Below are 19287 nucleotides of genomic sequence, written 5' to 3' on the forward strand. Positions count from 1 at the left end.
GGTCGACGAGCACGCGAGGAGCAGGGCATAATGGGCCACGCTCCTCTCGATTGATGGTGGTACTGATATCGAAGGGCAGCGTGAGGGCTCGGTGGTGCACCGCCGAGCCCTCACGCGTATCCGCGATTGGCGCTATTTGCTGCTCGTCGAATTGAACGCGAGAATTCGACGATCCAATCGGATAATCTGATGAGAAAGTGCTGGACAAGGTCCGAAAATCCGGTAATGTCAGTGGTGCCACCATCAATAACCCCACTGATCACCCGTTCTAGGGTGTCACTGGATAGAGGAGTCCTTCTCTCATGTCTCATGAGATTGAAATTCATGCCGATGGCACCGCTGCCTTTGTCTCTGCCAACACCCCCGGCTGGCACCGCCTGGGGGTGGTTGCCCCGGGCCCGATGACCGTGCCGGAAGCCCTCAAGCTGGGCCAGCTGGCCGACTGGAATGTCCGGATGGAACCGCTGGTGGCCGCCGTGGCCGGGTCCAAGTGCCTGGAGTGCTCCAAGCCGCTGGGCGACAAGCACGACGACATGTGCGTCACCGGTGACCACGAGGGCCAAGACGACAGCCGGATCGTGGACGAACACGACACCACCCACGCCGTCGAGGTCCCGAACAACCGCGCCGTGGTCCGCACCCACCCGGTGACCGGACTCCCGGAAGTCCTGTCCGTAGGCGGACTGGACTACACCCCCATTTCCAATGAGGAAATGGGCCAGACTCTTCAGGCCATCCTGGACCAGTCCGGGGCCATCGTGGACACCGCCGGGTCCCTCCGGGGTGGGCTGGACACCTTCATCACCGCCCGGCTGCCCAAGGGGATCATGGTGGGCGGGGCGGACCCGGTTGAGCTGAATCTGGCCGGGTTCAACTACTTCCGGCCCGGGAAGTCCTCCGAATTCCTGATCACCCCGGTGAGGGTGGTGTGTGCCAACACTCAAGCCGCTGCCCTGTACAACTTCCGGTCCCGCTACACCGTCCGGCACTCCCCGAACGCGCCGCAGCGGATCATCGAGGCCCGGGAAGCCTTGAAGATCACTTTCGACTACCGGGACGCGTTCGCCGACGAGGCCGAGAAGATGATCAAGGCTGAGCTGACCATCAAGGAGTTCGAGCGGCTGTGCCGTGAGATCTGGCCTGCCCCGGACCCCGAGGCCAACTCCGCCGTCAAGGACCGCGACGACGCGCTGACCGGCACCCTGATGCAGATCTTCAAGGGTGAGACGAACGAAAACATCAAAGGCAAGAAGACCCGGGGTACTCACTGGTCCGGGTATCAGACCGTGGTGGAGTACCTGGACCACCACGCCCCGGTCCGGGGTGAGGATGCCGACTCCGGCCGTATCCGGGCCGAGAGGGCCCTGGTGGGCAAGGCCCGGGACACGAAGGAACTGGCGTTCAACCTGTTCCAGGTGGCCTGAGCCATGGACTTCATGAAGGCAAGCATCGCGCGCGGGCTCGACGGCGCCCACACCACCCGGATGCTCCGGATCATCCGTCAGGAGCTGGACATGTACCGGCACCGCGTGCCGCAGTACCCCGGGCACCTGCCGATGGCCTGGCAGCAGCTGGACGAGTGGATGTCCGCTGGGGCCGGGCTGCCCGGCCCGTGGACTCACCCGCACACTGACCCGGGCTACGAGTCCTGCCGCTGGCGGGTGATCGACGACCCAGCCGCCGCTCTCCAAGAGATCCGGACCCTGGTCACCCCGTCCGAGGAAACCGAGTGGCCGCCGCTGGCCGAGCTCGCCGAGACGGTCGGCGGGCTGGACCGATGGATGACCGAACACACCGGCCCGTGGCCGGACCTGTGGGGCACCGGCCGGATCCCGAAGCACAACAACGGGAAACGCGTCCGGCACGCCTGACCGTGCACACTCTGAAGCAGGGCCAGCCATCCGCCGAGGCTGGTGGGCCCTGCCAGCCGCGCTACGACCGGGGCGGGTGGTGCCGCTGCCTGCCCGCGCTCCCCGCCGCTGCACACGCCCCGGCTGCCCGAACCTCACCCGTACCCCGGGCCGCTGCCCGCAGTGCCGCAGCAGGGCCCGCCGGGCCGGAGGCACCAGCACCGACCGGGGATATGCCGGGGCACACCGCACCCGCTTCCGGCCCGCTGTGCTGGCCCGTGACCCGGTATGCCGCTGTGACCGGACCGACTGTCCAGGGCATCCGGCCGGGCCGTGTGCCGAGCCGTCCACCGTGGCCGATCACTGGCCGCTCATCCGCCGTGAGCTGGTGGCCGCCGGGCTGGACCCCGATGACCCCGCCCGGGGCCGGGGCCTGTGTGCCCGCTGCCATGCCCACTGCACCGCCACCGACCCCCGCACCCGGGGAGGCTGGAACACCCCGTGACACCCACACTCAGCGCCCGGCACGCCGCCGGGCCGCACCACCCAGGGGGCCCACCCCTGGGCCCGCCCGGCAGGCACAAGCCACTGAGGCCCGATTCCGTCCCGCCAAGTTTCCGCCGACGCTCAACCCACGTCGGCCGCGCCGCCATCCGACCTGGTCTCCCGCTGGATCAGCTTCCCGACCCCGGTATGCGACAGTTCCGCACGCGAGGCGATCTGACGGTGGCTGCCGCCCAGGGCTTTCGCTTGCACCACAAGCCGATCCCGCTCATCCAGCCATGCCGCGACCTGCTCGGCGGCCAGCTCGATCTCGTCCAGCACGCGGGCCAGCCCGTCGGCGTTCTTCTCGATCGGGTTCGACACGAGCCGATGGTAACCAGGTTGCCAATCGGAAACTCGGTTTCCACACGCACCGGGGGTGGTCGTGCCGATCACCATTGACGGGATCACCCCGTCCGACCAGATCCGTGCGCAGATCGCAGCCGAGGGGAAACCGGTTTTGCTCGGCTTCTCCCGGGGCAAGGACTCCCTCGCCTCGTGGCTGGCGATGCGCGAGGCCGGCATCGCCGTCGTCCCATACCACCTCTACCTCATCCCCGGACTGCGGTTCGTCGAGGAGTCGCTGGCGTTCTACGAGGACTTCTTCGGCACGAAGATCCTCAACCTGCCGCACCCCTCGCTGTACCGGTGGCTCAACGCGTTCGTGTTCCAGCCTCCGGAGCGGTGCAGCATCATCGAGGCCGCCCAGTTCCCCGAGCCCACCTACCAGGAGCTGGCCGAAGAGATCCGCGACGACCTCGACCTGCCCGGCGCTTGGAACGCCGACGGTGTCCGGGCCGCGGACTCCCCGAACCGGCGGATGGCCATGGTCACCCACGGCCCGCTCAAGGAGCAGACCCGCCGGGTGTCGATCGTGTGGGACTGGCGCATCGCCGACGTCCGTGCCGCACTCGACCGCCATGCCTGCCCGCTGCCGCCGGAGTACGAGTGGTTCGGCCGCTCCTTCGACGGGCTGGACTTCCGGTTCCTCGACAAGATCCGCCGACACGCCCCTGAGGACTACCAGCGGATCTTGGACTGGTTCCCGCTCGCCGACCTGGAGGTGTTCCGCCGTGAACTCCGCCCCTGACCCCAACGGCGACCTACTCGCCCAACTCCAAGCCACCGCAGCGATCGGCGGCCCCACCTCCCAAGACGACCTGCTCGCCCAGCTCAACGCCGAACCCGAACCCGACCCGCTCGCCGACGTCGAGTACACCGGCGACCTGGCCACAGACTCCGAAGCCGAGCTCGACGCCCTCGCCCGCGGCTTCCGCGAGCGCACCAAACGGGAGGACGAACGGTTCCGGCTAGCCACCGACTCCGAGTACTGGTTCGCCATCTGCTTCAAGACCCGCGAAGACAAGGACACGTTCCTGGCCGCCGCCCGGCTCCTGCCGATCGGAGACAAGTACCTCGACGGCTATGCCGTCGCCCGCACCCTCGGCATCCCCATGCCCGCCGACACTGAAGGAAAGGAGTAGCCCTTGCGTAACCGCTTCGCCCGCGCTGTCGCCGGAGTCCGCCGCGCGTTCTCCCGCCGCGCCGCCAGCTCCGGCCGAGGTCGAACCTCCGGCACCTAACCGCGCTAGCGCTCCCGAGAGACGACCTCTCGGGAGCGCTAGAATACCTTGGCGGCAAACGCAAATGCCGCCGCGGCAGCACCGAGTATCGCGGTTATCAAACCAGCCTCAATCGCGATTCTCATTTGCCGTGCCACTCTCAGCACGTTTTTAGACGGGAGATCATCTACGTCTCCTGGCGGTGCGGCGATGTCGGCAAGCTCCCAAGGCTTGTTGTACAGCAGATGCTGGAGATAAGTACCGCACGCGCGTAGTGCGTTGTCGATTGCGTCCAGATCCTGGAAATTCTTGGAAGCGTGCAATATCCAGAGACCTATTCGCGCACACTTGAAATAGTCGTCATCCTCGGGCGATAGTCCTGTGAGCTTTGCGCTTTGGTTAGCCGTCAGCTTTGCCTGCGAGCGCAACGCCTTGCGCAACTCTCTGCGTTCCTTGACAACTTGAGCCTTTCCGTAGCTTGATGGACTAAATGAGAGTACCTGGCATTTACGCAGAGACGCCAAGTTGTCGATAGTGGCAAGCAGGGAGGCGAACAGTTGAAGCTCGGGATTTCGATATTTCCGCAGTATTGCCCAGTATGTTGCGGAGCTCACCAGATAGAAGTACGCGACGAATAGTGCGCTTAGCGCGAGATTCAAGAAATGCACGCCGAGAAGCGCGAGACCTAGCGCGATACCCCACAGCGGGAAGATCGAAAGAAATAAAGTTGCTAGGGTTGCTACTGGTGCGAGGATGTCGTAGAACGCGCGCTCTTGCGCATCGAAGACCATCTGTTCGGTCCGGCCAACCCTCGTCAGCTCCATGAGTTCGGGATAGCTATTTGCACCCTTCCGGGGCCGTGGCCCTTTTCGCAACCTGGCTACTACGGTCAGCGAAAAATTGACCAGCCAGAGGCATGTTCGCTCTGAACGCGGTATGAATTGAATCCTTCGGATCCATTCGGCATCCGGGTGCTTGGCTGTCCGGCTAGCCCCTCCATCGCCCATGCCGAGAGCGTAGCGGGCGCCAGTTGTGAGTCTTGCTGTCTGCGCAGACGCGTCAGGAGGGCACATGGGCAAGCGAGGGCCAGACCCGAAGCCGACCGCGCTGCGGATCCTGCACGGCGACCGCAAGGACCGGATCAACGACGAGGAGCCGGTCCCGCCGACCGCCGAGATCGAGAGCCCTGACTGGGCTTCGGAGCAAGCCCGCGAGATCTGGGCTCGGCTGGCGCCTGGACTGGAGTCGCGCGGTGTCCTCACCGCCTGGGACACCGACGCGTTCCTGGTGCTGTGCGAGGCGCTGGCCCGCTACCGGGCGGCGACCCAGCTGGTGAACGGCTCGGCGCTGCTGGTCCAAGGCGGGTCGGGGTTGATGAAGAACCCGGCGCTGGTGGTGCAGGCGGAGGCGGAGCGGACGTTCCTGACCTACGCGTCCCGGTTCGGGCTGACCCCGTCGGATCGGGCGTCGATCAAGGTCGAGGTGTCCGATGCCGACACCTCGAAGGGCGCGGGCCGCCTCCTCAGCTGACTCGCCGGCCACGGCATCCCGGCGAACGCGCTCTGGCAACCCGAAGACCCGCACACCACGACACCCGAAACCGGGCTCGGGGTTGCCGGAGTGCGGGCGCACTTTCGATGGCAGCACGTGCCGCCAACGCGGCGACCACTTCTGCGAACCTCGCGCCGACCACGCGGTCGCGTTCTGCCACGAAATCTGCGTCCACACCAAAGACCGCTGGGCCCGCCGCCCGTTCATCCTCTCGCCCTGGCAGCGCGACGGCATCGTCCGCCCGCTCTTCGGCGAGGTCCGCTGGGACCCCGAGGCCGAGTGCTACGTCCGCCGGTACCGGATCGGCTGGATCGAGCTCGCTCGCAAGAACGGCAAGTCCGAACTCCTTGCCTTCGTCGCGCTATACATGCTGTGCGGCGACGGGGTGGAGTCCGCGGAGATCTACGGCTGCGCCCGCGACACCGACCAGGCCAAGCTCGTCTTCAAGGTCGCCGCCCGCATGGTCGCCCTCTCCCCGGTGCTGTCGCGTCGGCTGCGGGTGATCGAGCACTCCGCCCGCATCGTCGACGAGAAAACCAACAGCGTCTACGCCGTCGTCCCCTCCGACGCGCTGGGCAACCTCGGGTCGAACCCGTCGTGCGTGATCTTCGACGAGGTGCTGACCCAGCCGAACGGCGACTTCTGGAACGCCATGCGCACCGGCATGGGTACCCGCCTCGAACCGCTCCTGCTGGCTGCCACGACTGCGGGCGATGACCCGAGCTCGTTCGCTAAGGCCGAGCACGACGAGTGCGTCAAGATCGCCGACGACCCAGCCCGGGCGCCGCACCGGTTCGTCTACCTGCGCAACCTGCCCGAGGACGCCGACCCATGGGACGAGGCCAACTGGTACCACTCCAACCCCGCCCTCGGCGACTTCCTCTCCCTCGCCGCCCTGCGCGAAGAAGCGCTCGAAGCGCGCAACGACCCGGCCAAGGAGAACGCGTTCCGCCAGTACCGGCTCAACCAGTGGGTCGCCCAGTCGACCCGGTGGATGCCGATGCACCTCTACCAACTCTGCGTCGGCACCGTCGTGGACGAGCCCGGCCGGCTACGCGAGCAGCACGCCCGACGTCCCGCCTGGGGCGGGCTCGACCTCGCGTCGAAGCTGGACCTGACCGCGTGGTGCCTGATCGTGCCGGACGGCGTCGACGGCCACGTCTCCGCGCTCTGGCGCTTCTGGCTCCCCGAAGCCGGAGTCACCTTCCTCGACGAACACACCGACGGCCGGATCTCCCGCTGGGTCAAAGCGGGCTGGATCACCGCCACCCCCGGCGAGGTCATCGACTACGACGTCATCGAGAACGACATCACCGCCGACACCGGTCTTCTCCGCGTCGCGGAGATCGACTACGACGAATGGTCCGGCGAACCCGTCCGCCAACGGCTGGAGAAGCGGACCGGGGTACCGATGTACCCGGTCCCGCAGACCTACAAGGCCATGACCCACGGTATGACCGAACTCATGACCCTCACCCGGTCCCGCGCCTGGTCCCACCACGGCAATCCCGTCGCCGAGTACTGCTTCGACTCCGTCGAAGTCCGCCACCCGCCCGGCGAACCCGACCTGATCCGGCCCGACAAGCCGCAACGCGGCAAGACCGGGAAACGGATCGACGCTGTCCCTACGGCCGCGATGGCCGTTTCTGGCTGGCGATTGAGAGGTCAGAAGCCTGCCAAATCTGGAAAGATGATCGTCATGAGTTAGATTGCGAGTCGATGTCGCGTTGATCAACCAGGACATCGGCGCGAGCCAAGTCCTTTATTCGCCCGCGCGCAGTGGCCAATTGCGTGAGCACATTGCCCACCTTGACGGAGTTGACCTCTGCGCCATCAGCTCTAAGCCGCTCCATCTTCACGACGGTGGATGTTATCCTCATGGCCTCGCCGACTAGCTTTTCAATTTCTTCGTTTATTACTCTGCCGCCAATGATTTCGAGGCGATTTGTTGCCGCCCGCAGTCGATTGTACTGACCGTACAGGTCGTCGACTTCGACCTCTGGCAGGCTCACACTCTCTGCGAGTCCGGGGAAGATTGTCCTTCCGAGAATTGCCGACGATCTCCACCAGTCGTCGAAGGAATCGAGGAACTCCTGATAGGCAAGGACTCGCTCGGATCTCCAGTCCGCCAGTGAGTCATGAAATAGTCGTTTATTAAATACCTCAATCTCACGTGCGTGCCGCACGTCTTCGCGATCACGTTCGCGCAGCCAGCGACGATCCTCTCTCTTCGACGCGATGAGCTGACCGCCCCAACTGCCAGCCAACGCGCCAACGAATCCCAACACAGCAGCCCACCAGGTCATGCCTGCCAGCTTAGGAGGTGACCTATCGCGGTCTTCGAAGCCAGCGAGTTGACGCCGGAAGCGTGGATCACTCGCGTCTCTCGGCAGCACAATGCGCAAATCCCACAGCTGGAGTTGCTGGACTCGTACTACGAGGGTGAGCAGTCGCTGTCCTACATGCACCCGGAGCTGCTGCGGCGGCTGGACAACCGGGTGCGCCAGGTCGTGGTGAACTGGCCCGAGCTGGTCGTGGACAGCCTGGACGAGCGGCTGGACGTGACGGGGTTCCGGCTCGGCGGCGAGCAGGAGGCCGACCGCGAGCTGTGGCGGATCTGGCAGGCGAACCGGCTCGGCCTGCACTCCGGCCAGGCCCATGTGGACGCGCTGGCGCTCGGGCGGTCGTTCGCGATCGTCGGGACGAACGAGCAGGACCCGAGTACGCCGCTGGTGACGATCGAGTCGCCGTTCGACGTCCACGTCGACCTGGACCCGCGCACCCGCGAGGTCCGCGCCGCGCTCAAGCGCCAGTACGCGGAGGAGGGCGACGGGGACCTGGCGGAGGCTTACGCCACGCTGTACCTGCCGAACGAGACGATCTGGTACACCTCCGACAACTCCGGCGGGAACTGGACCGAGACCGACCGCGACGAGCACGGCATGGGCGTCGTCCCGGTCGTGCCGCTGGTGAACCGGCCGCGGATCCGGCGTCGCCGCTACGCCCTCCCACGGCTCGGGCGCTCGGAGCTGGCGAGCGTACTGCCGTTGTCGGACGCGGCGTGCAAGATCGCCACGGACATGATGGTGTCCGCCGAGTTCCACGCGATGCCCCGACGCTACGCGCTCGGGTTCGACAAGAACGACTTCGTGGACAGCAACGGCAACCCGCTCACCCCGTGGCAGGCGGTCGCCGGCGTGCTGTGGGCCTCGGCGAAATCTCCGAAGGAGGACGGTGTAGCGGTCGGGCAGTTCCCCGAGGCCGACCTGTCCAACTTCCACAACACCCTCGCCGCACTCGCGAGGCTGGTCGCGTCGCTGTCCGGGTTGCCGCCGCACTTCCTCGGCTACAGCACCGAGAACCCCGCGTCGGCGGACGCGATCCGCTCCTCGGAGTCCCGGCACATCAAGCGCGCCGAGCGGCGCCAGGCGTCCTTCGGTGACGGCTGGGAACGCGTGGCGCAGCGGATCCTGCACGTCCGGGACGGCCGGGTGGCGGAGGAGGCGCAGCGGGTGGAGACGCAGTGGATGGATCCGGCGACGCCGACGTTCGCCGCGCAGGCCGACGCGGTGGTGAAGCTGTACTCCGCGGACAAGCTGCTGCCGCGCCGGGCCGCACGCCGCGCGCTGGACTACTCCGACGCGCAGATCCAGGACATGGATGCCGAGGACCAGGAGGCTTACGCTCGCGCCGCCGGAGGAGACCTGGCCGCCGGCTACGGCCCCAAGCCCACCCCCGACGAACCCCAGCCACAGCCGGACGCGCCGCAGCCTGAGCGGCCGAGCATCGTCGCCGGGTCGCGGCTGCGGCCTACCACGGCCGTGCAGTTCCAGGAGCCCGTCTACGCCGGGACGCCGCGGTGACCGCGCCGTCGACGAGCCCGGACACCGCCTACTACCTCGACCAGCAACGCATCCTCCGCGCCGCTGTCGAACGCGCGCAGGCAGCCTGGACACAGCTTCCCGCCGGGCCGGAAGGTCAGGACGTCTGGACCGAGCAGGTTCGGCCGGACGTGGTCGCGGCGGTGGAGCAGGCGCAGGCCGACTCGGTGGCGCTGGCGCCGCTGTACGTCGCGGCGACGCTCGCCGCAGCCGGGGCGGTATCCGCGCCGCTCGGCGTGCTCGTCGCGCGGGCGTGGGTCGGCTACGCGACGACCGGTCTACCGCTGGCCGTGCTGATGGACTTCGCGCATTGGCACTACCGGCGCGCGCTCGCGCTCGGGGTGGCGCCGAGCGAGGCGCGGACGATGGGGCTGGCGCGGCTGCTGCGCTACGTCGCCACCGAGACCGCCGACGCTGGGCGGCTGGCCACGACGGCGGCCGCGGTGCTGGAACCGGAGATCGCCGGGTACGAGCGGGTGGTGCACCTGCCCGCGTGCGGGCGGTGCATCCAGCTCGCGGGCCGGTTATACCGCTACAGCACTGGGTTTCTACGCCACCCCAACTGCGACTGCACGATGCACCCGGTCACCCGCGACCAGTGGCGCACCGGCCGCCCCACCAACACCCCGCGCGCCCTGTTCGACCGGATGACCCCGGCCCAGCAGAACAAGGCGTTCGGCGTCGGCGGCGCTGCTGCGATCCGCGCGGGGGCCGACATCTCCCGCGTCGTCAACGCCCGCCGACACGGCGCCGTCTACACCGCCGGAGGCCACGAGTACACCCGCGAGGCCACCACGGTGCGCGGCGTCGGCGGCCAGCTCGGCGACCTCGCCAAGCGAGGCCGCCGCTACCGCGCCACCGGCACCGCGCGCCCGACCCCGGCACAGCTGGTCAATACAGCCCGCGACGAGGCTGAACTGATCGAGCTCCTGCGACGGTTCGGCTATCTCGCCTAGAAGATGTTGTAGGGGAAGATTTCTTGGGTACGAGTCAAGTTATGGGATTTTTTGAAGAGTCGGCGAGGCCATCCACCCACTGACACTCAAACTGAGCACAGTGAGCAGCAGGAACGCCAGCTGCCAGAGCAGGTTTCCCGCCATTCCCGCGAGCACCTGTGCGCCGCCCGAGCACGCCAGAGCGGCGGTGCCCCAGACACGCGGCGAGAGGGTCTTCACCCCGCCATCCTTACAGATTCCCATTCCAGGAGCACGCCTTTGACCGATCATGTCATTCCCAGCACGCCGCCTACCGAAGGCGCGGTCGCAGCCCCGCCGCCTACCGCCACCACGTCGACGACCAGCGGCGGGCCCGATGCCCCCAGCACGCAGGCCGAGGCGCCGCCCGTCGACTACAAGACGCTCTACGAGCAGACGCAGGGCAAGCTCGCGCGGGCCGAGCAGACGGCCAAGGACCACAAGTCGAAGGCGGCCAAGCTCGACGAGTTGGAGGCCGCGCAGCAGAGCGAGGCCGAGAAGGCCGCCGCACGCGCAAGCACGGCCGAGGCGCAGGTGGTCGCGTTGCGGCGGCGGGCGGTGGACGCGGAGATCCGCGCCGCAGCCGGGTCCGGCTGGGCCGACCCGACCGACGCGCCCCGGTATCTGGACGAGAAGGACCGCTACGTCGGCGAGGACGGCGAGATCGACACCGCCGCCATCACGACCGATCTCGCGGCCGTGCTGCTCGGACGGCCGCATCTGGCCCGTGGGGACACCCCTCTGCCCGGGCGGCGTCCGGCTCCGGACCCGTCGCAGGGTGCCCGCCAGTCCGGGCCCGCCGGCTACGACGCGCAGATCGCCGAGGCAGAAAAGAACGGCGACTGGGCCACCGCCATCAGCCTCAAGAACCAGCGTCTTGTCGAGCAGGCCGCCCAGCAGCGCTAGGAACGCGCCGACTTTTCCTTATTTCCCAACGCTTGGAGGCTTCATGCCTGGTGTGGCCGCGATCGCCAACACCTACAACGCCCCGAACTTCGTCGGCGAACTCTTCGCCCTGACCCCGACCGACACCCCGTTCCTGTCCGCGATCGGCGGCCTGACCGGCGGCAAGCGCGCCAACGCCGTCGTGCACACCTGGCAGGTCTACGACCTGCGCGCCCCCGACCCGAACCGACAGCGCCTCGAAGGCGCCGACGCCCCGCCCCCAGAGACCCGGGTCCGCGGGACCGACCGGAACGTGGTGGAGATCCACCAGGAGACCATCGGCGTCACCTACACCCGCCAGGCCACCCAGCAAATGTTCGCCGCCACCGGCTCGGCCAACCCGAACGCCGCCAGCATCCAGGGCACCAACCCGGTGACCAACGAAATGGACTGGCAGACCCGCCAGTCGCTGATCCAGATCGGCCGCGACGTCGAAGTCTCCTTCGTCACCGGCACGTTCCAGGAGCCCACGGACAACTCCAAGACCCGCCGCACCCGCGGCATCCTGGAGGCCACGAAGACCAACGTCATCACCAACGCCACCGCCGCCGCGCTGACCGAGGCGATGATCCTCGACCTGCTGCAGAAGGTCTGGCTCAACGGCGGCATCCAGGTCTCCGAGACCGCCACCCTGATGTGCGGGGCCTGGCAGAAGCGCCAGCTGACCGCGGAGTTCATCACCAAGAAGAACTGCCGCGAGCAGACCCGCAACGTCGGCGGCGTCTCCGTAACCACGATCGAGACCGACTTCGGCACCCTCAACGTGATGCTCAACCGCTACATGCCCGCCGACACCGTCGAGGTCGTCTCCCTCGACCAGTGCGCCCCTGTCCTGCTCGAAACCCCCGGCAAGGGCTTCCTGTTCTCCGAACCGCTCGCGAAGACCGGCTCGGTCGACAAGGCCCAGATCTACGGCGAGATCGGCCTGGAGTACGGGCCCGAGATCGCGCACGGCAAGATCACCGGCCTGACCACCGGCCCGGCGGGAAGTGGTAGCTGATGAAGTTCACCAGCACCAAGTACCCCCAGCTGGTCATACACGACCTCGGCGTGACCTTCGTCGATGGCGATGCCGAGGTAACCGACAAGGCCGCTGTCGACGCGCTCAAGGCGCTCCCCCCAGAACTCGGCGTGCGCGCGGTCGGCGGACGACCAGCCAAGGAGCGTGAGGCTACGTAGCCTAGTTGCTCAGGTGGCTATCGCAGCTGCTTAGGCGGATCGCTCCGCCAGGTAGACGCAGGGCTGGGCAGTTCGATACTCCTGCTACGCGAGATCCAATATCGACGTTCGCGGGCCGGGCGCACGTCGAATAGGACGGCACCTGTTCCGGGTTGTCCATCGAGCTCGAAGTTGAGTTCCCATACGCCTTCACGCTTGGGGACCGGCCGGATCGGACTTCCTTCCAAGTGGAGCCGCCAAGTATCGACGACCCCTTCGTCTCGAACGTCCGTACACCTGACGGTGGCCTCGACCCGGTGCGGCAGCGGCTCGCCCTTCTGCTGAGCGGTCCAGTTCTCAGACCATTGCCTGGCAGTAAAGGTCGCTTCAAGGAGCACCACCGGAATACTTGCGCCGGGCAGAATTGCCAAGCTAGGCGATGGGTTCCTATCGACGTCAATGCAGCCCTCCGCGTTAACGTCGGCTATCGACGTGCCAAGGTTCGAAAGGGTCAACGAGAGCCGCATCATGATCTGCTGGTTCTCATGCTCGGAGAAGTGCCAACGTCGGGCATGATCAATCGGGTTTGCTTCGCCGCCGGTACTGCTTGGTTCCAGAAGCCAACGTGCAGGGTCTCGGTTCAACGTGACATCAAGCTTAGGTGCGTCTGTGTCCAGTCCCGTTCTAGCCGCATAGATCGTTGCTGCTTCGGCAGGTTCCAGGGCACGTCGGCTGACTTGCACGGCCCGACGCGTCCACCATGATTGCCAAGCAACAACACACGCTGAGCCGACAGTTCCAACCGCTGTGGCGATCGTCCAGAGATCAGTCATGGGCAGAGATTGTGCGCTGAGGTGGTCGAGATGCTGTTTCTGGCCCCCTTGGCGACCGTGGCTGATGTTCAAGCCCGGACTGAGGTCGAGTTCACTGCCGCGCAGCAAGCGCGCGTTGCAGTGCTGCTGGCCGATGCATCGGCGCTGGCCCGGCAGCGGGTGCCGGATCTTCCAGATCCGCCGCCGGCCACGGCGCCAGGCGTCGTCTCTACCGCCGTGCTGCGGGCGCTGGCGTCGCCTCCGGACGGGAACAAGTCCGAGACGATCGGTGGGCACTCCCGCACCGCCGCGCACGAGGGCGGCGGCCTCTACCTCACCGACGACGAGCTGGACCTGCTGCGCCCGCCCGCGCAGCCGCCGCGCGGCGTGTTCTCCATCTGGACCACCTGACGCGAGGAGGCGAACTCGTGCAATTCCCGCACCAGCTGGAGGTGATCACCCCAACCCAGGTCACCGACGCCTACGGCAATCCGACTCCGCAACTCGAGTACGGCTCCGACGCGCCGCGCCGGCCCGTTTGGGGCCTGCTCCAGCCGGGCAGCTCGACCGAACCGGCCTCGCCGGGCCGGGCGCCGGTAGTGACCAGCTGGCGGCTGTACACCCAGTCGGCGATCGCCGCGCGCGAGCGGGTGGTCTGGCAGAGACGGGTGTTCGAGGTGTCCGGGGAGCCGTCGTGGTGGTCGCCGCGGTTCGGGCACGTCCACTACGAAGCCCGCCTCACCCACGTCCAAGGCTGACAGGAGGTGACCGCCGATGTCTGCGTTCGAGCGGATCGAGATCGACTACGAGGGCGTGGCCGAGGTGCTGCGCTCACCCGAGCTGCACGCGGTCGTCCAGGCCGTCGCCGAGCAGGTCGCCGACGCGGCGCGCGGGCGCGGTCTGCGCGTCGAGAGCGGGGACCCGTTGCCGGTCGAGGTGTTCGACGACCCGTCCCCGTCCCGGGTCGGGGTCACCGTGGCGGTCCGGCATCCGGCCGGGGTCGGCATGGAAGCCCACCACGGCGTCCTCAAGCGCGCCGCCGCCGATACCGGGCTGACCGTCGCCGGTCTCGACCCGGACGAGGTCCGGTGACCGGTACCGGCGTGCCGGTGCCGGTCGACGTCGCCGAGTTGGTCGTCCGCGCGCTGCGGCCGCTGCTGGCCGGCGGCGCTGACCCGGTCGCGGCCGGGGCGCAGGTGTCGACCGAGACCGGGCGCGGTCCGGACGGCGGACCACCCGTCCTGCCGTGGCTGCTGGTGGCCGAGGACGGCCACACCTGGGACTGGCCCGCCGTCCAGCGCGCGGCGATCCGGCTGACCTGCTGGCACCACGACGCCCACAGCAGCAAGGCCCTCGCCGCGCTCGCCCTCGGCCTGCTCTGCACACCCGCTCCACCCGGCGCACTGCTCCGTGGCGACCCCGTCGCCGCGCCGGTCGCCGGGATCGACCCGTACACGGCGGCGCCGCTGGCGACCGTCGCCGTCGCGGTCTACGCCCGCACCCCGCCACGCTGACCACGATCACCCGCCGGAGGCCCCTGTGCCTCCCACCCCGGCGGCGCGGTCCGGCCTCCAGCCCAGCTCTGGAGGTACCCGCTTTGGCCATGAACTCCGCGCTCGTGCGCGTCCCCGGCACCGGGGAAGTCTCGCTCGCTGCTCCCGACACCCCTGAACCGCCGGACGCGACCACTGCGCTCCCGGCCGCCTGGACCGGCCTGGGCCTGTCCACGCCGGATGGAACGACGCTGGCGCGGAAGGTGGAGAAGGAAGGCACCGAGCACTGGCAGCAGCTCACCCCGGCGCGCTACATCTACAAGTCCCAGGAACTCACCGTCGCCTCGGTGTTCCAGGAGACGAAGGCGATCATCCTGTCCGCCTACTTCGGCGGGATGACCTTCGCCGAGACTGCGACCGGGTCGAAGATCTACCGGGCCGAGATCTCTGCCATCCCCAAAGGTGACGTCCGCGCGCTGTGCATCGACTGGACCGACGTGGTGTCCTCGACCGAGGTCTACAGCCACCGGCTCTACCTGCCTCGGGCGGAGGTCTCCGAAACCCAGGACGCCCAGTTCTCCCGCACCCAGGAAGCCCGCTGGGGGATGACCTTCGCCGCGCTCGCCCCGCCCAAGGGCAAGACGTTCATCGCGGTCTGGCTGACCAACGACCCCGCCGTCCTCTTCGGCGCCCCGGCCGTCGCGTCCGGCGGGCTGGACGTCATCCACGAGGACCAACCCGCTGCCGACTGACTGCCGTCGTTATTTGCCCCGTGCGATGTCGATCTGGTCTTGGATCGCATTGTCGACGTCGAGTGCGAGCCTCTTCACCTGCTGTTCAATCGGCTCGAACTCATCTTCGAGATCGGCGAAGGCGGCAAACGCGGTCAGGTCGTCCGTCTCGGTGGCCAGCTTCGCCGCGGCTGTCCGCCAAGCCCGAAACTTCGCCTTGTTCACCGGCCGGGCCCACTTGCGATAGTCATCGACGGTGCGTCGCAGATGATCGAGCGGATCGTCGGGCTCGGGTGCCTGGATCATGCCGAGCACGGAAAGAAAGTCCCAACCGCGGTCGTTAGTGTCGTTGAAGAACGAGACGCACTCCTCGACCATGGCTTCGATCTCGTCGAGACGGTCGGTGACGTGCTCGGCGAGGACCGCGCCTAGGTTCATCTGTTTGCCGATACCGGAGACGGCAAGCAACTCCCGACCAATACGTGCCTGCGTTTCGAACCCGTCGTCGAACCTTGTCTCTCCCGGCTTCAGGTACTTCTTCAGCCCGTCGGGTACAGCTGACAACTCCATGACGTGTACCGGAATTGTGGTCATCATCGTGCACACCAGGTAGATGTAAATCCTGGTGGCGCTTGCCAGCGTGGTCGGGCGCAACTGGTCTCGGTGGTAGGTTTCGTTGCGATAGGCGTGCAGTTTCTTCAAGACCCGGGCCTGGGCTACGTCGAGGATATTTTCCCGAACCAGCAGATTGCACTTCGCATCGAATTCTTTCTCGATCTTGTTGCGCTGATTCTTCGAGAACACTTTTCCACGCAACTCGTCGACATACTTCTGGTCACCGCGCCCGTCCGCTAAGGCCGCTTCGGCACGCTTCAGGTACTCCTCGAACTTCGCGCCCCAGCGCAGCTGGTAGTCGGTCTCGCGGTGCATCAGGAGCTCGGCGGCCGAGTCGATCATCAGCAGGCCCAGCCGAAGGTGAGGCTCATCCTCCGCCGTGCCGAAGCGGATCGCCTCCTCGACGTGCACCACCAGGCGCTCAAGCTGTTTCACGACGTCAAGGGTGCCAGACGGCGATCGGGCCCGGCGACCGGTTTTGCCTGGTTGCACGGTCAGCCGAACTCTTCCCGCCGAGCACAAACCCCAACTCGCGGGGTACCGAAGCGACCAACAAGAAGCAGAACGAACGAAGGAGAACCACCCGAATGAGTGCCAAGCAGCGCGCCGAAGCCACCGGCAAGCCGACGTCGCCCGCAGCCGGCCTCGCGGTGCAGTGGCGCGGGACCAGCTTCACCCTGCCGCGTGCCGAGGACTTCCCGCTCGAAGCGCTCGAAGCCGAGGAAGAGGGCAAGCACCTCACCGCGCTCAAGCTCATCCTCGGCGCCGACCAGTACACGACCTGGCGCGGCCTCGCGTCCACCGCTGCCGACGCCGAGGAGTTCTCGGCCGCGGTGATGAAGGAGCTGGGCCGGGGAAACCCCTGACGGTCGCCCTGCTCCTGGCCGACGAGGCGACCGCCGAAGCCCTTGAAACCGACCTGCTCCGCTGGTTCGGGGTCGATCTGCTCGACCTCTACCGCGACCGCCTCTCCTACCGGCGGGTGTGCGCGCTGGTCAGGCACCTGCCGCCGGAGGCGGCGGTCTGGAGGATGCACAGCCCGCGCGCCGGATGGACCCGCGGCGAGCTGCTGGCCGCCGCGACCGAACGACGCCTCACCGCGCTCTGGGCCACCGTGGCGGTCGCGCTCGGCCAGGACGTCACCGACCAACAGTTGGCCGACCCGCTTGACGCCCTCGACCCACCCGACACAGCACCCGCCCGGGCGGATGAGCCCGAGTTGAAGAGCCTGCGCGATATCCCCTTTGGATGCGGGAAAACGGATAGTGGTTAATCGAGTTGACTTAGTTGTCAGGTGACGACCTGAGGCCCTTCATTCTCAAAACCCAATCGGGCAGTTTGTCGAGGCATGGGCGAATTTTGGGAGGGTTCTCCACGTACACGTCTTCCAGATCGCACCCTTGCTCGAAGACAGCTTCGTCAAGGTGTATCGTGCTGTGAAATTTTACCCGACTGAAGTCCGCCCTGGCCGCAAACCTTGACCGATTAAACCATGCACTTCCTTCGAAAGTGGCACCCCAGAATCTTGCTGACCCCTTGAAGGATGCGCGCTCGTAATTGACGCCGCTCAAGAATCGTGCCACGTCAAATCGGGTGCTTCCGTCGAACTTGACGTCAGGAAATTGAGCTGCCATGCCAACTTCGATGTGGCAGAAGTCGGCATCTTCCCCGAAGTTTGCCTCATAAAAGAAGGCGACGCTCAGAAATTTTGCCGAGCAGAACTCCGTCTTTCCCCTGAAGTCCACCTGCTTAAATTCCGTCTGGGCATCAAATGCGGCACCCGAGAAGTCGGCGCCCTTGACGAACTCTGATTTATTGAAAAATACACTATGCCAGAAGCGTGTGCCCCGAAAGGAAGCTCGCTCGCTGAATCGCGACTCCAAAAAGTATGTCCGGTTCACGAAATGTGCGTCGTCAAACCACACGTGACCGTCGAGTCGTGCGCCAATAAAGCTGCTGTACCCGTAGAACTTTGCATCTCGAAAATCCGCGGTGTCGAAACGGCAGTCCTTGAAATCGCTCTCAACAAGGGTAGCGTCACGAAGATCGACCTTTAGCGAGCCCCAATAACTTTCGGGCGCGTCGGAGTCGCTTGGCCACAGGAGGTGGCGCTGCAATATTCGTTGTGCCGTGCGTCGAACATCCAGCTCCAATCTTGCTCCCGCAACCTCAATATCGGTGAGATCTTGCGGAACGAGATCGTCACTTTCTTCGTAGACCACTTCAGGGTTGTTCGTTTGGTTCGATTCGTCACCCGCTTCTGTGTTCGCGTCGCGCATAAGTCGCATCGAGCGCCTTGGGAATTTATCTGACGGCGGGTAGTACGGTGCGCGAAGGTAGGCACATATTCTGTCAATGACAGTTTGTCGCAACTCTGGGTAAGATTGCGCAAGCCTTTCTAGATCGGTAAGGCCACCTATCCGGACTGCGGCTTTCTCGCTACCGAGTTGCTCGCTTGCTTTCGATGAAAGATTGGTAATATGTGTTGCGAGATCGGTTTCTTGCTTGGCCCGGTCAGCAAGAAGCTGTCGTCGATGCTCGCGTTGCCCGAGACGAAGCCGCTCGACGGTTAAAAATGTCGCCAGGGCTGCGAGAACAGCTGCCGAACTCTTCCAACCTGCGTCGAACGCGTCGCGGTGCTCGACAGTTGATCGACCCCACAGCAGCACAGTAACGACAACGCCAACAGCCACGCCAACCACCAGGGCGAGCCACACCCACACCCATCTGAAGTGGCGCAGCTCGCGGTTGGCCCAGTCGTCCTTCATCTCCGCATTCCACCACAGCCGAGCAGCGAAGCCGTCGCACGTTAGCTGTGTGTCTTTGACTGCTGCAGGTGGTGATCGCCCGTGGCAACGGTCGGTCACGCCTACCTCAAGATCATGCCGAGCCTGCAGGGGCTCGGCCGCCACATCCGCGACCAGGTCCGCGAGTCCGAGCGCGACGCCCCCGCGCTGAAGCTGACCGCACAACTGCAAACCACCCTGCTGCGCGAGCAGCTGCGGGTCGCGGCCCGCGAGGGCGATCAGACCGCGATCCGGCTGCTGGCCGAGCTGGACGCGCTCCCGGCGGAAACCCGGTTTCAGCGCCTGGTCCGCGAGCTGTCCGGCCACTCCGTCTCGATCAAGGCCGTGGCCGACAAGAGCGTCGGCGCCACGGTGCGCGGCCTAGG

The 19287-nt window shown here is 66.4% G+C and carries 25 protein-coding genes; 19 read left to right on the top strand and 6 right to left on the bottom strand.

Features of this window, described 5'->3' with window-relative positions; genetic code table 11:
* The first annotated feature begins 302 nt into the window (after positions 1-302).
* Complete coding sequence (locus tag CF165_RS32740) at positions 303-1424, top strand: DUF932 domain-containing protein (RefSeq protein WP_093951438.1); 1122 nt, start codon at positions 303-305, stop codon at positions 1422-1424.
* Positions 1425-1436: 12 nt separating this feature from the next.
* Positions 1437-1871, top strand: coding sequence for a hypothetical protein (locus CF165_RS32745; RefSeq protein ID WP_158226865.1), 435 nt, complete (start codon positions 1437-1439; stop codon positions 1869-1871).
* 606 nt (positions 1872-2477) lie between these two features.
* Here the strand turns inward: CF165_RS32745 and CF165_RS32750 are convergent.
* The gene (locus tag CF165_RS32750) at positions 2478-2717 is read right to left on the bottom strand and encodes a hypothetical protein (RefSeq protein WP_093951440.1); all 240 of its coding nucleotides are present in this window, start codon (positions 2715-2717) and stop codon (positions 2478-2480) included.
* Positions 2718-2778: 61 nt separating this feature from the next.
* On the opposite strand from CF165_RS32750, the gene CF165_RS32755 reads away from it, so the two are divergent.
* Positions 2779-3483: an adenine nucleotide alpha hydrolase family protein gene (locus tag CF165_RS32755; protein ID WP_205661030.1), complete on the top strand. Its 705-nt coding sequence runs from the start codon at positions 2779-2781 to the stop codon at positions 3481-3483.
* Positions 3467-3877 (top strand): hypothetical protein, encoded by a 411-nt coding sequence (locus CF165_RS32760; RefSeq protein WP_093951441.1) that lies wholly within the window; start codon positions 3467-3469, stop codon positions 3875-3877. Before CF165_RS32755 ends, CF165_RS32760 begins: the two co-directional genes overlap by 17 nt.
* A 137-nt stretch (positions 3878-4014) precedes the next feature.
* On the opposite strand, the gene CF165_RS50475 is transcribed toward CF165_RS32760, so the two are convergent.
* Positions 4015-4779: a hypothetical protein gene (locus CF165_RS50475; protein ID WP_143268710.1), complete on the bottom strand. Its 765-nt coding sequence runs from the start codon at positions 4777-4779 to the stop codon at positions 4015-4017.
* 247 nt (positions 4780-5026) lie between these two features.
* Here CF165_RS50475 and CF165_RS32765 point away from each other — a divergent pair, with 247 nt between their 5' ends.
* Complete coding sequence (locus CF165_RS32765; RefSeq protein WP_093951442.1) at positions 5027-5485, top strand: phage terminase small subunit P27 family; 459 nt, start codon at positions 5027-5029, stop codon at positions 5483-5485.
* An 82-nt stretch (positions 5486-5567) separates the two neighbouring features.
* Positions 5568-7214: a terminase large subunit gene (locus CF165_RS32770; protein ID WP_240521905.1), complete on the top strand. Its 1647-nt coding sequence runs from the start codon at positions 5568-5570 to the stop codon at positions 7212-7214.
* Here CF165_RS32770 and CF165_RS50480 read toward each other — a convergent pair.
* On the bottom strand, positions 7204-7812 hold the full coding sequence (locus CF165_RS50480; RefSeq protein WP_143268711.1) for a hypothetical protein: 609 nt from the start codon (positions 7810-7812) through the stop codon (positions 7204-7206). The two genes, CF165_RS32770 and CF165_RS50480, sit on opposite strands and share 11 nt — an antisense overlap.
* A gap of 48 nt (positions 7813-7860) precedes the next feature.
* Between CF165_RS50480 and CF165_RS32775 the strand changes: the two genes are divergently transcribed.
* Together CF165_RS32775 and CF165_RS32780 are read left to right on the top strand one after the other, a co-directional pair.
* On the top strand, positions 7861-9369 hold the full coding sequence (locus CF165_RS32775; RefSeq protein ID WP_167441624.1) for a phage portal protein: 1509 nt from the start codon (positions 7861-7863) through the stop codon (positions 9367-9369).
* On the top strand, positions 9366-10343 hold the full coding sequence (locus CF165_RS32780; RefSeq protein ID WP_093951444.1) for a VG15 protein: 978 nt from the start codon (positions 9366-9368) through the stop codon (positions 10341-10343). Before CF165_RS32775 ends, CF165_RS32780 begins: the two co-directional genes overlap by 4 nt.
* Before the next feature lie 39 nt (positions 10344-10382).
* Here the strand turns inward: CF165_RS32780 and CF165_RS32785 are convergent, their stop codons facing one another.
* A complete protein-coding gene (locus tag CF165_RS32785; protein ID WP_093951445.1) occupies positions 10383-10562 on the bottom strand; it encodes a hypothetical protein in 180 nt (59 codons plus the stop codon).
* A 39-nt stretch (positions 10563-10601) separates the two neighbouring features.
* On the opposite strand from CF165_RS32785, the gene CF165_RS32790 reads away from it, so the two are divergent.
* The 8 genes from CF165_RS32790 to CF165_RS32825 all read left to right on the top strand — a co-directional run bounded on the left by CF165_RS32790 (position 10602) and on the right by CF165_RS32825 (position 15521).
* The gene (locus CF165_RS32790; RefSeq protein ID WP_093951446.1) at positions 10602-11267 is read left to right on the top strand and encodes a hypothetical protein; all 666 of its coding nucleotides are present in this window, start codon (positions 10602-10604) and stop codon (positions 11265-11267) included.
* 43 nt (positions 11268-11310) lie between these two features.
* Entirely contained in the window at positions 11311-12306 is a 996-nt protein-coding gene (locus CF165_RS32795) for an SU10 major capsid protein (RefSeq protein WP_093951447.1), read from the top strand.
* The gene (locus CF165_RS32800) at positions 12306-12485 is read left to right on the top strand and encodes a hypothetical protein (RefSeq protein WP_093951448.1); all 180 of its coding nucleotides are present in this window, start codon (positions 12306-12308) and stop codon (positions 12483-12485) included. Before CF165_RS32795 ends, CF165_RS32800 begins: the two co-directional genes overlap by 1 nt.
* 833 nt (positions 12486-13318) lie before the next feature.
* Complete coding sequence (locus CF165_RS32805; protein WP_143268713.1) at positions 13319-13687, top strand: hypothetical protein; 369 nt, start codon at positions 13319-13321, stop codon at positions 13685-13687.
* A 17-nt stretch (positions 13688-13704) separates the two neighbouring features.
* Positions 13705-14034, top strand: coding sequence for a head-tail adaptor protein (locus tag CF165_RS32810; protein WP_093951450.1), 330 nt, complete (start codon positions 13705-13707; stop codon positions 14032-14034).
* 16 nt (positions 14035-14050) lie between these two features.
* The gene (locus CF165_RS32815) at positions 14051-14368 is read left to right on the top strand and encodes a hypothetical protein (RefSeq protein ID WP_093951451.1); all 318 of its coding nucleotides are present in this window, start codon (positions 14051-14053) and stop codon (positions 14366-14368) included.
* The gene (locus CF165_RS32820) at positions 14365-14790 is read left to right on the top strand and encodes a hypothetical protein (protein ID WP_093951452.1); all 426 of its coding nucleotides are present in this window, start codon (positions 14365-14367) and stop codon (positions 14788-14790) included. Before CF165_RS32815 ends, CF165_RS32820 begins: the two co-directional genes overlap by 4 nt.
* A gap of 89 nt (positions 14791-14879) precedes the next feature.
* Positions 14880-15521 carry a phage tail tube protein gene (locus tag CF165_RS32825; protein ID WP_093951453.1) on the top strand — a complete coding sequence of 214 codons (642 nt, stop codon included), beginning with the start codon at positions 14880-14882 and terminating at the stop codon, positions 15519-15521.
* A gap of 9 nt (positions 15522-15530) precedes the next feature.
* Here CF165_RS32825 and CF165_RS32830 read toward each other — a convergent pair whose 3' ends face one another.
* Entirely contained in the window at positions 15531-16550 is a 1020-nt protein-coding gene (locus tag CF165_RS32830) for a hypothetical protein (protein ID WP_093951454.1), read from the bottom strand.
* Between the two features lie 152 nt (positions 16551-16702).
* On the opposite strand from CF165_RS32830, the gene CF165_RS32835 reads away from it, so the two are divergent.
* Together CF165_RS32835 and CF165_RS32840 are read left to right on the top strand one after the other, a co-directional pair.
* A complete protein-coding gene (locus CF165_RS32835) occupies positions 16703-16981 on the top strand; it encodes a hypothetical protein (protein WP_093951455.1) in 279 nt (92 codons plus the stop codon).
* Positions 16982-17097: 116 nt separating this feature from the next.
* Positions 17098-17388, top strand: coding sequence for a hypothetical protein (locus CF165_RS32840; protein WP_205661031.1), 291 nt, complete (start codon positions 17098-17100; stop codon positions 17386-17388).
* A 10-nt stretch (positions 17389-17398) separates the two neighbouring features.
* Here CF165_RS32840 and CF165_RS32845 read toward each other — a convergent pair whose 3' ends face one another.
* On the bottom strand, positions 17399-18883 hold the full coding sequence (locus CF165_RS32845; RefSeq protein WP_093951456.1) for a pentapeptide repeat-containing protein: 1485 nt from the start codon (positions 18881-18883) through the stop codon (positions 17399-17401).
* A gap of 81 nt (positions 18884-18964) precedes the next feature.
* On the opposite strand from CF165_RS32845, the gene CF165_RS32850 reads away from it, so the two are divergent.
* The coding region (locus CF165_RS32850) for a hypothetical protein (RefSeq protein ID WP_143268714.1) at positions 18965-19287 on the top strand (323 nt) is incomplete at its 3' end.

Source organism: Amycolatopsis vastitatis, from assembly GCF_002234595.1.
Classification (GTDB): Bacteria; Actinomycetota; Actinomycetes; order Mycobacteriales; family Pseudonocardiaceae; genus Amycolatopsis; species Amycolatopsis vastitatis.

Excerpts from the sequence above, each read along its gene's own strand:
- CF165_RS50480 (WP_143268711.1), bottom strand. The coding sequence starts at position 7,812 with ATGACCTGGTGGGCTGCTGTGTTGGGATTCGTTGGCGCGTTGGCTGGC.
- CF165_RS32745 (WP_158226865.1), top strand. The coding sequence starts at position 1,437 with ATGAAGGCAAGCATCGCGCGCGGGCTCGACGGCGCCCACACCACCCGG.
- CF165_RS32825 (WP_093951453.1), top strand. The coding sequence starts at position 14,880 with ATGAACTCCGCGCTCGTGCGCGTCCCCGGCACCGGGGAAGTCTCGCTC.
- CF165_RS32740 (WP_093951438.1), top strand. The coding sequence starts at position 303 with ATGTCTCATGAGATTGAAATTCATGCCGATGGCACCGCTGCCTTTGTC.
- CF165_RS32795 (WP_093951447.1), top strand. The coding sequence starts at position 11,311 with ATGCCTGGTGTGGCCGCGATCGCCAACACCTACAACGCCCCGAACTTC.
- CF165_RS32765 (WP_093951442.1), top strand. The coding sequence starts at position 5,027 with ATGGGCAAGCGAGGGCCAGACCCGAAGCCGACCGCGCTGCGGATCCTG.
- CF165_RS32845 (WP_093951456.1), bottom strand. The coding sequence starts at position 18,883 with ATGAAGGACGACTGGGCCAACCGCGAGCTGCGCCACTTCAGATGGGTG.
- CF165_RS32800 (WP_093951448.1), top strand. The coding sequence starts at position 12,306 with ATGAAGTTCACCAGCACCAAGTACCCCCAGCTGGTCATACACGACCTC.
- CF165_RS32815 (WP_093951451.1), top strand. The coding sequence starts at position 14,051 with ATGTCTGCGTTCGAGCGGATCGAGATCGACTACGAGGGCGTGGCCGAG.
- CF165_RS50475 (WP_143268710.1), bottom strand. The coding sequence starts at position 4,779 with ATGGAGCTGACGAGGGTTGGCCGGACCGAACAGATGGTCTTCGATGCG.
- CF165_RS32835 (WP_093951455.1), top strand. The coding sequence starts at position 16,703 with ATGAGTGCCAAGCAGCGCGCCGAAGCCACCGGCAAGCCGACGTCGCCC.